This window comes from Pseudomonas sp. Cab53 (genome assembly GCF_018325965.1).
GTDB classification, from domain to species: domain Bacteria; phylum Pseudomonadota; class Gammaproteobacteria; order Pseudomonadales; family Pseudomonadaceae; genus Aquipseudomonas; species Aquipseudomonas chlororaphis_E.
Genome location: NZ_AP021902.1, coordinates 5683537 through 5697294, shown reverse-complemented (window position 1 = coordinate 5697294; position 13758 = coordinate 5683537). Strand labels below are relative to the sequence as shown.

The window sequence follows — 13758 nt, the reverse complement described above, 5'->3', positions numbered from 1 at the left end:
TCGCGTCATACGCCATGTCGTAAACGCGCCTTTGTGTGGCGTCCATAGGCATTTGACCTGTCTGCGCCAGCCATACCATCGCTTCCAAAGGGCACGACCAAAGGGTCCGTGCCTCACCGAGACGAAAAGGCGCACCGCCGCCGCTGGGAGAGACGCGATGTTCAGCAAGCAAGACCAAATCCAAGGCTATGACGATGCACTGCTGGCGGCGATGAATGCCGAAGAGCAACGCCAGGAAGATCACATCGAGCTGATCGCGTCGGAAAACTACACCAGCAAGCGTGTGATGCAGGCCCAGGGCAGTGGCCTGACCAACAAATACGCCGAAGGCTATCCAGGCAAGCGCTACTACGGTGGCTGCGAGCACGTCGACAAGGTCGAAGCCCTGGCCATCGAGCGCGCCAAGCAACTGTTCGGTGCCGACTACGCCAACGTCCAGCCGCACTCCGGTTCTTCGGCCAACAGCGCCGTGTACCTGGCCCTGCTGCAAGCCGGCGACACCATCCTGGGCATGAGCCTGGCCCACGGTGGTCACCTGACCCACGGCGCCAAGGTGTCGTCCTCGGGCAAGCTCTATAACGCGGTGCAGTACGGCATCGACACCACCACCGGCCTGATCGACTACGACGAAGTCGAGCGCCTGGCGGTTGAGCACAAGCCGAAAATGATCGTTGCCGGTTTCTCGGCCTACTCCAAGACCCTCGACTTCCCGCGTTTCCGCCAGATCGCCGACAAGGTCGGTGCGCTGCTGTTCGTCGACATGGCCCACGTGGCGGGCCTGGTCGCCGCCGGCCTGTACCCGAACCCTCTGCCTTATGCCGACGTGGTCACCACCACCACCCACAAGACCCTGCGCGGTCCACGTGGCGGCCTGATCCTGGCCAAGTCCAACGAAGAGATCGAGAAGAAGCTCAACGCCGCGGTATTCCCCGGCGCCCAGGGCGGTCCGCTGATGCACGTGATCGCCGGTAAGGCCGTGTGCTTCAAGGAAGCGCTGGAGCCCGGCTTCAAGGCCTACCAGCAGCAAGTGATCGAGAATGCCCAGGCCATGGCTGGCGTGTTCATCAAGCGCGGCTACGATGTAGTGTCCGGCGGCACCGATAACCACCTGTTCCTGGTCAGCCTGATTCGTCAGGGCCTGACCGGCAAGGACGCCGATGCCGCCCTGGGCCGCGCCCACATCACCGTCAACAAGAACGCCGTGCCGAACGACCCGCAGTCGCCATTCGTGACCTCGGGCCTGCGCATCGGTACTCCGGCGGTGACCACTCGCGGTTTCAAGGTTTCCCAGTGCGTGACGCTGGCCGGCTGGATCTGCGACATCCTCGACAACCTCGGCGACGCCGATGTCGAAGCCAACGTCGCCCAGCAAGTGTCGGCCCTGTGCGCGGACTTCCCGGTTTATCGCTGAGTCGGTTTTGGAGTAATGACTATGCAACGCTATTCGGGCTTCGGCCTCTTCAAACACTCTCTCAGCCATCACGAAAACTGGCAGCGGATGTGGCGCACGCCGACCCCGAAGAAAGTCTACGACGTGGTGATCGTCGGCGGTGGCGGGCATGGCCTGGCGACCGCCTACTACCTGGCCAAGGAACACGGCATCACCAACGTGGCCGTGGTCGAGAAGGGTTGGCTGGGCGGCGGTAACACCGCGCGCAACACCACCATCGTGCGCTCCAACTACCTGTGGGACGAATCGGCCCACCTGTACGAGCACGCCATGAAGCTCTGGGAAGGCCTGTCCCAAGACCTGAACTACAACGTCATGTTCTCCCAGCGCGGTGTGTACAACCTGTGCCACACCCTGCAGGACATCCGTGATTCCGAGCGCCGGGTCAACGCCAACCGCCTCAACGGCGTGGACGGCGAACTGCTCAACGCCAAGCAAGTGGCCGACGAGATCCCGTACCTGGATTGCTCGAAGAACACCCGTTACCCGGTGCTGGGCGCCACTGTCCAGCGTCGCGGCGGCGTGGCCCGTCACGATGCCGTGGCCTGGGGCTTTGCCCGTGCCGCCGACGCCTTGGGCGTGGACCTGATCCAGCAGACCGAAGTGATCGGTTTCCGCAAGGAAAACGGCGTGTGCATCGGCGTGGAAACCAACAAGGGCTTCATCGGCGCCAAGCGCGTCGGCGTGGTGACCGCCGGTAACTCCGGGCACATGGCCAAGCTGGCCGGTTTCCGCCTGCCGGTCGAATCCCATCCGCTGCAAGCGCTGGTGTCCGAGCCGATCAAGCCGATCATCGACAGCGTGATCATGTCCAACGCCGTGCACGGCTACATCAGCCAGTCCGACAAGGGCGACCTGGTGATCGGTGCCGGTATCGACGGCTGGGTCGGCTACGGCCAGCGCGGTTCGTACCCGGTGATCGAACACACCATCCAGGCCATCGTCGAGATGTTCCCGGTGCTCTCGCGGGTGCGCATGAACCGCCAGTGGGGCGGCATCGTCGACACCACGCCGGACGCCTGCCCGATCATCTCCAAGACCCCGGTGCCGAACATGTTCTTCAACTGCGGTTGGGGCACCGGCGGCTTCAAGGCCACCCCGGGCTCGGGCAACGTGTTTGCCGCCAGCCTGGCCAAGGGTGAGATGCACCCACTGGCCGCGCCGTTTTCCATCGACCGTTTCCACAACGGCGCATTGATCGACGAACACGGCGCTGCTGCCGTCGCCCACTAACAGGAAGGAGAAATCCCTATGTTGCACATCTTCTGTCCTCACTGCGGCGAACTGCGCTCCGAAGAGGAATTCCATTCGTCCGGCCAGGCGCACATCCCCCGTCCACTGGACCCGAATGCCTGCACCGACGAGCAGTGGGGCGACTACATGTTCTTCCGCGACAACCCGCGCGGCCTGCACCATGAGTTGTGGATCCACGCGGCCGGTTGCCGCCAGTACTTCAACGCGACCCGTGACACGGTGAGCTACGAAATCCTGGAAACCTACAAGATCGGCCAAAAGCCGCAATTCACCGACAAGGCTGACAGTCCGAAAGCGGCCGCACAGGCTCTGGGAGAGAAGGTATGAGCCAGATCAATCGCCTGTCCAACGGCGGACGGATCGACCGCAATAAAGTGCTGAGCTTCACCTTCAACGGCCAGACCTACAAAGGCTTCGAAGGCGACACCCTGGCCGCCGCATTGCTGGCCAACGGTGTCGATATCATTGGCCGCAGCTTCAAGTATTCCCGTCCGCGCGGCATCTTCGCCGCCGGTGCGGAAGAGCCAAACGCCGTGTTGCAGATCGGTGCCACCGAAGCCACCCAGATCCCTAACGTGCGGGCCACGCAACAGGCGCTGTACCAGGGCCTGGTCGCCACCAGCACCAACGGCTGGCCGAACGTGAACAACGACATGATGGGCATCCTCGGCAAGGTCGGCGGCAAGCTGATGCCGCCGGGCTTCTACTACAAGACCTTCATGTATCCACAGTCGTTCTGGATGACGTACGAGAAGTACATCCGCAAGGCCGCGGGCTTGGGTCGCTCGCCGACCGAGAACGATCCGGACACCTACGACTACATGAACCGTCACTGCGACGTGCTGGTGGTCGGTGCCGGTCCTGCCGGCCTGGCTGCCGCGCTGGCAGCGGCCCGCAGCGGTGCGCGAGTGATCCTGGCAGACGAGCAGGAAGAGTTCGGCGGTAGCCTGCTCGATTCCCGCGAGAGCCTGGACGGCAAGCCGGCCACCGAATGGGTGGCGGCGGTGATCGCCGAGCTGCGTTCGATGCCGGAAGTCGTGCTGTTGCCGCGCGCCACCGTCAACGGCTACCACGACCATAACTTCCTGACCATCCACGAGCGCCTCACCGACCACCTCGGTGACCGTGCGCCGATCGGCCAGGTGCGCCAGCGCATCAACCGTGTCCGCGCCAAGCGCGTGGTGTTGGCCACCGGCGCCTGCGAGCGGCCGCTGGTCTACGGCAACAACGACGTGCCGGGCAACATGCTGGCCGGTGCGGTGTCCACCTACGTACGTCGCTACGGCGTGGCACCGGGCAAGAAACTGGTACTGAGCACCAACAACGACCACGCCTATCGCGTGGCGCTGGACTGGTTCGACGCCGGCCTGCAAGTGGTCGCCGTCGCCGATGCCCGTAGCAACCCACGGGGTGCGCTGGTGGAAGAGGCGCGTGCCAAGGGCATCCGCATCCTCACCGGCAGCGCCGTGATCGAGGCCCGTGGCAGCAAGCGCGTGACCGGTGCCCGTGTCGCCGCGATCGACGTGCGTGCACAAAAAGTCACCAGCCCAGGCGAATGGCTGGACTGCGACCTGGTCGCCAGTTCCGGCGGCTACAGCCCGGTGGTCCACCTGGCTTCGCACCTGGGCGGCAAGCCGATCTGGCGTGAAGACATCCTCGGTTTCGTACCGGGCGAAGCACCGCAGAAGCGCGTGTGCGTCGGCGGCGTGAATGGCGTCTACGGCCTGGGCGATTCCCTGGCCGATGGTTTCGAAGGCGGCGTGCGTGCGGCCAGCGAAGCCGGCTTCAAGGCGGTAGAGGGCGTGTTGCCCAAAGCCTTGAGCCGCCACGAAGAGCCGACCCTGGCGCTGTTCCAGGTGCCTCACGAAAAAGCCACTGCACGGGCGCCGAAGCAATTCGTCGACCTGCAGAACGACGTCACTGCCGCCGCGATCGAACTCGCCACCCGCGAAGGCTTCGAGTCGGTCGAGCACGTCAAGCGCTACACCGCCCTGGGCTTCGGCACCGACCAAGGCAAGCTGGGCAACGTCAACGGCCTGGCCATCGCGGCGCGTTCGCTGAACGTGAGCATCCCGCAGATGGGCACCACGATGTTCCGTCCGAACTACACGCCGGTGACCTTCGGCGCGGTGGCCGGCCGGCATTGCGGGCACATCTTCGAACCGGTTCGCTTCACCGCGCTGCACGCCTGGCACGTGAAGAACGGTGCCGAATTCGAAGACGTCGGCCAATGGAAACGCCCTTGGTATTTCCCAAGGAACGGCGAAGACCTGCACGCTGCGGTCAAGCGCGAATGCAAGGCCGTGCGTGACAGCGTCGGCCTGCTGGACGCCTCGACCCTGGGCAAGATCGACATCCAGGGCCCGGATGCCCGCGAGTTCCTCAACCGCATCTACACCAACGCCTGGACCAAGCTCGACGTGGGCAAGGCTCGCTACGGCCTGATGTGCAAGGAAGACGGCATGGTCTTCGACGACGGGGTCACCGCCTGCGTCGCCGACAACCATTTCATCATGACCACCACCACCGGCGGTGCGGCCCGTGTGCTGCAATGGCTGGAGATCTACCAGCAGACCGAATGGCCGGACCTGAAAGTGTACTTCACCTCGGTCACCGACCACTGGGCGACCATGACCCTGTCGGGGCCCAACAGCCGCAAGCTGCTGAGCGAAGTCACCGACATCGACCTGGACCGTGACGGCTTCCCGTTCATGACCTGGAAGGAAGGTCTGGTGGGCGGCGTGCCGGCCCGGGTGTTCCGGATCTCGTTCACCGGTGAGCTGTCGTACGAAGTCAACGTGCAGGCCGACTACGCCATGGGCGTGCTCGAGAAGATTGTCGAGGCGGGCAAGAAGTACAACCTGACCCCGTACGGCACAGAAACCATGCACGTACTGCGGGCCGAGAAGGGCTTCATCATCGTCGGCCAGGATACCGACGGCTCGATGACCCCGGACGACCTGAACATGGGTTGGTGCGTGGGCCGTACCAAACCGTTCTCGTGGATCGGCTGGCGCGGCATGAACCGTGAAGATTGCGTGCGTGAGAACCGCAAGCAACTGGTGGGCCTCAAGCCGATCGACCCGAATGTCTGGCTGCCGGAAGGCGCGCAATTGGTCTTCAACCCCAAGCAGGCGATCCCGATGACCATGGTCGGTCACGTGACCTCCAGCTACGCGCACAACTCCCTGGGCTATTCGTTTGCCATGGGTGTGGTCAAGGGGGGCTTGAAGCGTATCGGTGAGCGGGTCTTCTCGCCGCAGGCCGATGGCAGCGTGATCGAGGCCGAGATCGTTTCCTCGGTGTTCTTCGATCCGAAGGGGGATCGGCAGAATATCTGATGACCGTCAGATTCTGTGGAGGCAGGGCTGCCGCATTCGCGAGCAAGCCCGCTCCCACAGGATCGAAGGGGTTGAAGAAATTTAGGCCAGGCATCAATCCAATGTGGGAGCGGGCTTGCTCGCGAAGACGGCAGCACAGTCACTACAAGGGTTGAGCCCAGCGCACTACTGAATTCAAGACAGGTGCTATATGACAGCAGCCAATGTTTACCAACAACGCCCGACCACCGGGGCCAAAGCCGAGTCGTCGCTGCACCATGCCGACCTCGCCAGCCTGGTGGGCAAGGGCCGCAAGAACGCCGGCGTGACCGTGCGCGAGAAAAAACTGCTCGGCCACCTGACGATTCGTGGCGACGGCCACGACGCGGCCTTCGCCGCGGGTGTGCACAAAGCCCTGGGCATCGAGTTGCCGGGCGCGTTGAGCGTTATCGTCAAGGGCGAGACCAGCTTGCAGTGGATGGGCCCGGATGAATGGTTGCTGGTCGTACCGACCGGTGAAGAGTTCGCCGCTGAGCAAAAACTGCGTGAAGCCCTGGGCGACCTGCACATCCAGATCGTCAACGTCAGCGGCGGCCAGCAGATCCTCGAACTGTCGGGCCCGAACGTGCGCGACGTGCTGATGAAATCCACCAGCTACGACGTCCACCCGAGCAATTTCCCGGTGGGCAAGGCCGTGGGCACGGTGTTCGCCAAGTCGCAACTGGTGATCCGCCACACCGGCGAAGACACCTGGGAGCTGCTGATCCGCCGCAGCTTCTCGGATTACTGGTGGCTGTGGTTGCAGGACGCTTCGGCTGAGTATGGCTTGAGTGTTCAGGCCTGAGATACCACGGTCTAAATCCGAACATTTTTGTGGCGAGGGGATTTATCCCCGTTGGGCTGCGCAGCAGCCCTAAACCAGTCGCCGCGGTGTATCTGGTTGGATTGTATTTAGCTTTATTGGGGCTGCTTCGCAGCCCAGCGGGGATAAATCCCCTCGCCACAGGTTGTGTGTTCGGGGATTAGCCATAACAAACAGGAGTCACCGCAATGAGCCGCGCCCCAGACACATGGATCTTGACTGCCGATTGCCCCAGCGTGCTCGGCACGGTGGACGCGGTGACCCGCTTTCTGTTCGAGCAGGGCTGCTACGTCACCGAGCACCATTCCTTCGACGACCGTCTTTCGGCGCGGTTCTTCATTCGCGTGGAATTCCGCCAGCCCGAGGGCTTCGACGAACAGGGTTTCCGTGCCGGCCTGGCCGAACGTGCCCAAGCCTTTGGCATGGTCTTCGAGCTGACTGCGCCGAACTACCGGCCCAAAGTGGTGATCATGGTCTCCAAGGCCGATCACTGCCTCAACGACTTGCTCTACCGCCAGCGCATCGGCCAGTTGTCCATGGACGTGGTGGCCGTGGTGTCCAACCACCCGGACCTCAAGCCGCTGGCCGACTGGCACCAGATCCCCTACTACCATTTCCCCCTGGACCCGAACGACAAACCGGCCCAGGAGCGCCAGGTGTGGCAGGTGATCGAAGACACCGGCGCTGAACTGGTGATCCTCGCCCGCTACATGCAGGTGCTGTCGCCGGAGCTGTGCCGCAAGCTCGATGGCAAGGCGATCAACATCCATCACTCCCTGCTGCCGGGCTTCAAGGGCGCCAAGCCGTATCACCAGGCCTACAACAAGGGCGTGAAACTGGTGGGCGCGACGGCGCACTACATCAACAACGACCTGGACGAAGGCCCGATCATCTCCCAGGGCGTGGAGGTGGTGGATCACAGCCACTACCCCGAGGACCTGATCGCCAAGGGGCGGGATATCGAAGGGCTGACGCTGGCCCGGGCGGTGGGGTATCACATTGAACGGCGGGTGTTCCTCAACGCCAACAGAACGGTCGTTCTCTAAGCCGACATCGCGAGCAAGCCCGCTCCCACAGGATTTGTGTCGGTATACAAATATTAGTTACACCGAAAAACATGTGGGAGCGAGCTTGCTCGCGATGAGGCCCTTACAGACAACAAAGAAACAAAGACACAAGCACTAACCCGAGCAATCAACGCGCTGCCTGTCTAGGCAACGCAGTTTCATAAAAACAACAGCGAGGTGAAAGCATGTCCGGTAATCGTGGTGTCGTGTATCTCGGCCAAGGCAAGGTCGAAGTGCAGAAAATCGACTATCCCAAAATGCAGGACCCGCGCGGCAGGAAGATCGAGCACGGCGTCATCCTGCGCGTAGTCTCCACCAACATCTGCGGCTCCGACCAACACATGGTGCGTGGCCGTACCACCGCCCAGACCGGCCTGGTCCTGGGGCACGAGATCACCGGTGAAGTGATCGAGAAGGGCAGCGACGTCGAGAACCTGAAGATCGGTGACCTGGTGTCGGTGCCGTTCAACGTGGCCTGCGGCCGCTGCCGTTCCTGCAAAGAGCAACACACCGGTGTCTGCCTGACCGTCAACCCGGCACGTGCCGGCGGTGCCTACGGTTACGTCGACATGGGCGACTGGACCGGCGGCCAGGCCGAATACGTGCTGGTGCCGTACGCTGATTTCAACCTGTTGAAACTGCCGGACCGCGACAAGGCCATGGAAAAAATCCGTGACCTGACCTGCCTCTCCGACATCCTGCCAACCGGCTACCACGGTGCCGTCACTGCCGGCGTCGGCCCAGGCAGCACCGTGTACATCGCTGGCGCCGGCCCGGTTGGCCTCGCGGCCGCTGCTTCGGCGCGCCTGCTGGGTGCGGCCGTGGTGATCATCGGTGACGTCAACTCCATCCGCCTGGCTCACGCCAAGGCGCAGGGCTTTGAAATCGTCGACCTGTCCACCGACACCCCACTGCACGAGCAAATCGCCGCATTGCTGGGCGAGCCAGAGGTTGATTGCGCCGTTGACTGCGTCGGCTTCGAAGCCCGCGGCCATGGCCACGACGGCGTCAAGCACGAAGCCCCGGCCACCGTACTCAACTCACTGATGCAAGTGACCCGCGTTGCCGGCAAGATCGGTATCCCCGGCCTGTACGTGACCGAAGACCCGGGCGCCGTCGATGCCGCCGCCAAGATCGGTGCCCTGAGCATCCGCTTCGGCCTGGGCTGGGCCAAATCCCACAGCTTCCACACCGGCCAGACCCCGGTCATGAAGTACAACCGCGCGTTGATGCAAGCGATCATGTGGGACCGCATCAACATTGCCGAAATCGTCGGTGTGCAGGTGATTAGCCTGGATGATGCGCCGCAGGGGTATGGCGAGTTCGATGCGGGTGTGCCGAAGAAGTTTGTGATTGATCCGCATAAGATGTTTAGTGCGGCTTGAAGCGCTTGGATTAGAGGGGAGGGCGACTTTAGTCGCCCTTTTATTTGGGTTGTAAATCATCGTAAAAAAAGAGCAGGCACCGCCAAAGTAGTGCGACGTATGGACGGCCCTCACTGAAGAGGAAAGAGTGTCGTTAATTCTCTGGTAGAGAATAAATATTTTGTCTATTGTCTGCGTATTGAAACTACCTCTTCATAGAGTGGGGGTCTTGTTGGGTCTAGCGAGGCGTAGGCGGGTGGAGAATCCAATACTCCACGGATTTCGAAAGTAGGAGTGCCAGGGATTTCAAGATGACTGGGGCCTGTATGGGGAGCGTTAAGGATTTCATCGAAAGTTATTAAGTTCTGTTGGTGCATTGCCCGGTCTCTATTTACCTGTGTTATCAGGTTTTGGTAAAGGTCTATAAGCTCTGGCCGCACGTTTTTGTGTTTCGACATCATTGCCGCTAGGGCAGTAATTCTTTTCTCTTGTTCGATAAGGGTTTTGCTGCTTTGGATCAGAAAATTTTCCCCGTTAATAAGCTCTGGCGGAATTTCGATGTTGGAATTTTTGTATGGTTTTGTAGGGTATTTCATGAAATTTTCCAGTGGAACATTGGCTGGTACTTTTAATTTTATCCCATGAATACGTACCGTGTCGCTGGCTGTTCTAAGTCCCGCTAGGGCTAATAATGAATTTATGAAAGTATGTCCGTTAGGGTCTGCTCTATTTATAGGATCGCCTTGACAGTATGCATACGCATTTAGACCGCCCTTCCCAAATGGACTCATCGTGTCTGGGCTGTTAAATCGCATCAGCACCGGATTGAACGCACGATAACCATTGCCCAGTAAATAGTGCCCCGTCACCGGCTCCGGCCGTTCGCCGTTGAATCCGAGCAGGCTGAGTAGACCCTGTTTCAAGGCGCGGTGACCATATGGCATATAGGCGAGGATATGAGGCTGCGATGTGTCGAACGCGTGCAATACCGACCGCTGTTGATCAGTTGTGAGCAGCGTGGTTTTGACGGCATCATCCTGTTGCTGTTGTTGAGCCAGGACTAGATCGCCTTGCTGGAAAATCGAACGTCGCGCGGAACCTTGAATTTCAGTAGATAAGCGATCCTTCAGGTAGAACCGTTGGGAAACGACCAGGGCGGTTGGCGTACAGCCGACCAGTCGATCCAAAGGGTCGTAGCTGTAACGGCAGAGCAGGTTTTTACGCTTGAGCGGCATGATGGTACTCCTCAGGAAGATAATCTATTCCGGCGCCACTCTCGTCGCCTGCTTGCCCTTCGTACCCTGCTCGATTTCAAAAGAGACGGCCTGTCGCTCTTTCAGCGTCTTGTAACCCTCGCCGTCGATCGCTGAGTAATGAACGAACAGTTCTTCACCCCCTTTGCCGCAGGTAATGAAGCCATAGCCTTTTGCATCGTTAAACCATTTAACGGTTCCTTTGACTCGGTCGCTCATTTTTATTGTCCTATGCCCGAATGAATAAAGGCGCAGGGAGCTGAAGGCTCGTCCGCCTCGTTTCCGTTGACACAATGGGAGCTTAATTTCGGGCAGAACGAGTGCCTACTGTCAGAGCTGACAGTAGGCCATGCCGAAAGGAAATAACCGTTTGCCGGTGATATTCAGATGACTGTCACGAAGCGGTCATGCCGCAGCGCAGCTGCCCGTACCCCACTGACCGAACACCATCGTGGCGAGGGAGCTTGCTCCCGCTGGGGTGCGAAGCAGCCCTCGCTTTTCAGAAGCCAGGGGCGAGCGCTGCGCACTTGAGCGCGAGCAAGCTCGCTCGCCACGGTCAGTCGCGGGCGGTTGCCGTCCTGACCCGCTCGCAGAATTCAGGGTAGAAACCCTGTGTACTCGGGTTGCGACAGTCGTCTTGAACCTGGGCCAGGGCGGCACGGCTCAATGTCAGGCTACGGGGTTGGCTGGCGAAGGTGGTGTAGCCGTCCTGTTGGGTTTTGATGGCGTCGAAACCCTGCATGTCGTAGGCCAGCTCCACATCGTCGTCGGCCAGCCGTCGGGCCTGGACCGTCACGTGGGTGTACTGCTTGCCGCCCGGCGCGTTATTGAGCGCCGCCAGGCCGTGGCCGACCACGCGCAACAGGTCTCCCACCCAGGCGTCGTCGCTTTCCGGGGGTACAGCGGGACGATAGCGCACCGTCAGCGTTTGCGGGTCGTTGCGGATGACTTCGGTCAGGGCCGGGTCGTAGCGCTTGATACGGTGTTCAATGGTCAACCAGGTCTTTTGCTCGTCGCTGGTGCCGTCGGCCACTTCAGGGTTGAGCGGGCCGCGTTGGCATTCGCTGACGCCCAAGGCAATGAGCATGCCCGTCAGGATGACCGCGAGGGTCGCTCCACCGATTTTTATGTTCATAAGCAAAACTCGCGGGAGGGAGCCGCACTGTACGGTAACCCGTAGGGCGTTGACAGGGGGGCGAGGCGTGATCGGTCGTCGACATCCACATGTGGAACATTCGCCTTGGGGCCCAGTCCAACGCCCGATTTCATACCGCCGACCCCAGGCGGTTTTTCATTGCTCCGAGAGGTTCCCCCAATGAAGGTTTCACGCGGTTTCGCCCTGTCTTGCCTGCTCTCGTTCGCGGCGAGCCCGGCCTTCGCTCAATTCAGCCTCGATGATGCGGCCAACGTGCTGTCGGCCATGCAGGGCCACCAGAACGCGCAAGGGGAGGGCGCGGTGGCCGCCGCGCCCAAGGCCGCCGGGTTGCTCAACACCCTGGGTTCGGAACTCAAGATCACCCCGGAACAGGCCATTGGCGGTGCCGGTGCGATGCTCGGGTTGGCGAAGAATCGGCTCAGCGAGCCGCAGTTCTCCGAGCTGAGCAGAAGCGTGCCGGGCCTTGATCAGATCGCCGGTAACCATGCCCTGGGTGGGCTCAATGGTTTGGGTGGGTTGCTGGGTGGTGGCTCGGACAAGAGTGCCTTGCTCGATGGTTTGCTGGGTAACGTCAAGGATACTCGGGACTTGAACAACGCTTTCAGTGCGCTGGGCATGGACACCGGGATGATTGGCCAGTTTGCGCCGGTGATTCTTGAGTATCTTGGGCAGCAGGGAGTGGGGAGTTCGTTGTTGCAGAATTTGGGTGGCATCTGGGGCGGTGGAACGGGTGTCTGATCAGTGGTTTTCGCTATAAGGCCATGCGCACGGTTCTGTGAGGATGCGGCCGGCTTGTCCCCAGGTTCGATGAAAGGTCCAGTCATCAGGACCTTGCATCGGCGGCATTCCAGGCGCTGCCTACTAATCAGAAGTGTCAGTCGCTTTGCCTTTCGTCACGCAAAACTGCAATCCGCCGATCCTTGTCGGTCCACAGCTGATTCACCCAGTCCTGCACTTGTTGGCGAAATACCGGGTCGTTTTCGTAGTCGCCTTGCCACAGCGCCGGGTCCAGCTCGCGGGTCTGGATGTCGATGATGACCCGGGGCACGGCGCCGCTGATCAGGTCCCAGAACCCGGGGATCCGGTCTTGGGGATAGACCACCGTGACATCCAGGATCGCGTCCAGTTGTTCGCCCATCGCTGCCAGTACGAACGCCACGCCACCGGCCTTGGGCTTGAGCAGGTGGGTGAAAGGCGATTGTTGCTGCTGGCTTTTGGCGGTGGTGAAGCGGGTGCCTTCGAGGTAGTTGACCACGGTGACCGGTTGGCGCTTGAACAGCTCGCAGGCGGCCTTGGTGATTTCCAGGTCCTTGCCGGCCAGTTCCGGGTTCTTGGCCAGGAAGGCCTTGGTGTAGCGCTTCATGAAGGGGTAGTCCAGCGCCCACCAGGCCAGGCCGAGGAACGGCACCCAGATCAGCTCCTTCTTGAGGAAGAACTTGAAGAACGGCGTGCGGCGGTTGAGGGTCTGGATCAGGGCGGGGATGTCCACCCAGGATTGGTGATTGCTGATGACCAGGTAGGACGTGTCGCCACGCAGGTCGGCACCGCCGCGGATGTCCCAGCGGGTGGGGATGCACAGGGCGAAGATCAGCTTGTCGATTTCGGCCCAGGTCTCGGCGATCCACATCACCGCCCAGGAGGCGTAGTCGCGAAAGCGCCCGGGCAGGATCAGCTTGAGCAGGGCGAACACCATCAATGGGCCGAACAGCACCAGGGTGTTGAGCAACAGCAGCAGCGTGACGAGACAGCCGGTGAGCAAGCGGCGCATAAATGACTCTTGCAGACAGATGGGCGGGCCATGATAAGCAGCTTCGGGCGGCAGGCCAAATAGGCATGGACGAATGTTTCACCTTTTGGCCGGTATGCTGGGTTTGCTTCTGTGGCGAGGGGATTTATCCCCGTTGGGCTGCGCAGCTGCCCAAGCTCTGTGCGGCAATTGGGCACTATGGCGAGTGCTTCGCACTCGAACGGGGATAAATCCCTCGCCACAAGGGCAGCGCAGTGGTAACGAGGACGACCGAACGAATCCATC

The 13758-nt window shown here is 61.1% G+C and carries 12 protein-coding genes; 8 read left to right on the top strand and 4 right to left on the bottom strand.

Annotation, left to right across the window (positions count from 1 at the left end):
* Positions 1 to 157 precede the first annotated feature (157 nt).
* From glyA to fdhA, 7 genes are all read left to right on the top strand, one after another.
* A complete protein-coding gene (glyA, locus tag KI241_RS25090) occupies positions 158 to 1411 on the top strand; it encodes a serine hydroxymethyltransferase (RefSeq protein ID WP_042732030.1) in 1254 nt (417 codons plus the stop codon).
* A 21-nt stretch (positions 1412 to 1432) separates the two neighbouring features.
* Positions 1433 to 2683 carry a sarcosine oxidase subunit beta family protein gene (locus tag KI241_RS25085; RefSeq protein WP_024779446.1) on the top strand — a complete coding sequence of 417 codons (1251 nt, stop codon included), beginning with the start codon at positions 1433 to 1435 and terminating at the stop codon, positions 2681 to 2683.
* Positions 2684 to 2701: 18 nt separating this feature from the next.
* Complete coding sequence (locus KI241_RS25080) at positions 2702 to 3031, top strand: sarcosine oxidase subunit delta (RefSeq protein WP_042732031.1); 330 nt, start codon at positions 2702 to 2704, stop codon at positions 3029 to 3031.
* Positions 3028 to 6045, top strand: a complete 3018-nt coding sequence (locus KI241_RS25075; protein WP_047735910.1) for a sarcosine oxidase subunit alpha — start codon at positions 3028 to 3030, stop codon at positions 6043 to 6045. Before KI241_RS25080 ends, KI241_RS25075 begins: the two co-directional genes overlap by 4 nt.
* Positions 6046 to 6235: 190 nt before the next feature.
* Positions 6236 to 6868: a sarcosine oxidase subunit gamma family protein gene (gene soxG, locus KI241_RS25070; RefSeq protein WP_123579702.1), complete on the top strand. Its 633-nt coding sequence runs from the start codon at positions 6236 to 6238 to the stop codon at positions 6866 to 6868.
* Between the two features lie 206 nt (positions 6869 to 7074).
* Positions 7075 to 7932: a formyltetrahydrofolate deformylase gene (purU, locus tag KI241_RS25065; protein WP_212803108.1), complete on the top strand. Its 858-nt coding sequence runs from the start codon at positions 7075 to 7077 to the stop codon at positions 7930 to 7932.
* A gap of 206 nt (positions 7933 to 8138) precedes the next feature.
* Positions 8139 to 9338, top strand: coding sequence for a formaldehyde dehydrogenase, glutathione-independent (fdhA, locus tag KI241_RS25060; RefSeq protein WP_047735911.1), 1200 nt, complete (start codon positions 8139 to 8141; stop codon positions 9336 to 9338).
* A gap of 164 nt (positions 9339 to 9502) precedes the next feature.
* Here fdhA and KI241_RS25055 read toward each other — a convergent pair whose 3' ends face one another.
* The 3 genes from KI241_RS25055 to KI241_RS25045 all read right to left on the bottom strand — a co-directional run bounded on the left by KI241_RS25055 (position 9503) and on the right by KI241_RS25045 (position 11705).
* Positions 9503 to 10552, bottom strand: coding sequence for an RHS repeat-associated core domain-containing protein (locus KI241_RS25055; RefSeq protein WP_080964283.1), 1050 nt, complete (start codon positions 10550 to 10552; stop codon positions 9503 to 9505).
* Positions 10553 to 10576: 24 nt separating this feature from the next.
* Complete coding sequence (locus KI241_RS25050) at positions 10577 to 10789, bottom strand: cold shock domain-containing protein (RefSeq protein WP_212803107.1); 213 nt, start codon at positions 10787 to 10789, stop codon at positions 10577 to 10579.
* A 337-nt stretch (positions 10790 to 11126) separates the two neighbouring features.
* Entirely contained in the window at positions 11127 to 11705 is a 579-nt protein-coding gene (locus KI241_RS25045) for a hypothetical protein (protein WP_212803106.1), read from the bottom strand.
* 180 nt (positions 11706 to 11885) lie between these two features.
* On the opposite strand from KI241_RS25045, the gene KI241_RS25040 reads away from it, so the two are divergent.
* Complete coding sequence (locus tag KI241_RS25040) at positions 11886 to 12464, top strand: DUF2780 domain-containing protein (RefSeq protein ID WP_212803105.1); 579 nt, start codon at positions 11886 to 11888, stop codon at positions 12462 to 12464.
* 136 nt (positions 12465 to 12600) lie between these two features.
* On the opposite strand, the gene KI241_RS25035 is transcribed toward KI241_RS25040, so the two are convergent.
* Positions 12601 to 13494 carry an acyltransferase gene (locus KI241_RS25035; RefSeq protein ID WP_042729605.1) on the bottom strand — a complete coding sequence of 298 codons (894 nt, stop codon included), beginning with the start codon at positions 13492 to 13494 and terminating at the stop codon, positions 12601 to 12603.
* Between the last annotated feature and the right edge of the window lie 264 nt (positions 13495 to 13758).

Excerpts from the sequence above, each read along its gene's own strand:
- KI241_RS25035 (WP_042729605.1), bottom strand. The coding sequence starts at position 13,494 with ATGCGCCGCTTGCTCACCGGCTGTCTCGTCACGCTGCTGCTGTTGCTC.
- KI241_RS25050 (WP_212803107.1), bottom strand. The coding sequence starts at position 10,789 with ATGAGCGACCGAGTCAAAGGAACCGTTAAATGGTTTAACGATGCAAAA.
- KI241_RS25085 (WP_024779446.1), top strand. The coding sequence starts at position 1,433 with ATGCAACGCTATTCGGGCTTCGGCCTCTTCAAACACTCTCTCAGCCAT.
- KI241_RS25055 (WP_080964283.1), bottom strand. The coding sequence starts at position 10,552 with ATGCCGCTCAAGCGTAAAAACCTGCTCTGCCGTTACAGCTACGACCCT.
- glyA (WP_042732030.1), top strand. The coding sequence starts at position 158 with ATGTTCAGCAAGCAAGACCAAATCCAAGGCTATGACGATGCACTGCTG.
- KI241_RS25040 (WP_212803105.1), top strand. The coding sequence starts at position 11,886 with ATGAAGGTTTCACGCGGTTTCGCCCTGTCTTGCCTGCTCTCGTTCGCG.
- KI241_RS25045 (WP_212803106.1), bottom strand. The coding sequence starts at position 11,705 with ATGAACATAAAAATCGGTGGAGCGACCCTCGCGGTCATCCTGACGGGC.
- KI241_RS25080 (WP_042732031.1), top strand. The coding sequence starts at position 2,702 with ATGTTGCACATCTTCTGTCCTCACTGCGGCGAACTGCGCTCCGAAGAG.
- purU (WP_212803108.1), top strand. The coding sequence starts at position 7,075 with ATGAGCCGCGCCCCAGACACATGGATCTTGACTGCCGATTGCCCCAGC.
- fdhA (WP_047735911.1), top strand. The coding sequence starts at position 8,139 with ATGTCCGGTAATCGTGGTGTCGTGTATCTCGGCCAAGGCAAGGTCGAA.
- soxG (WP_123579702.1), top strand. The coding sequence starts at position 6,236 with ATGACAGCAGCCAATGTTTACCAACAACGCCCGACCACCGGGGCCAAA.
- KI241_RS25075 (WP_047735910.1), top strand. The coding sequence starts at position 3,028 with ATGAGCCAGATCAATCGCCTGTCCAACGGCGGACGGATCGACCGCAAT.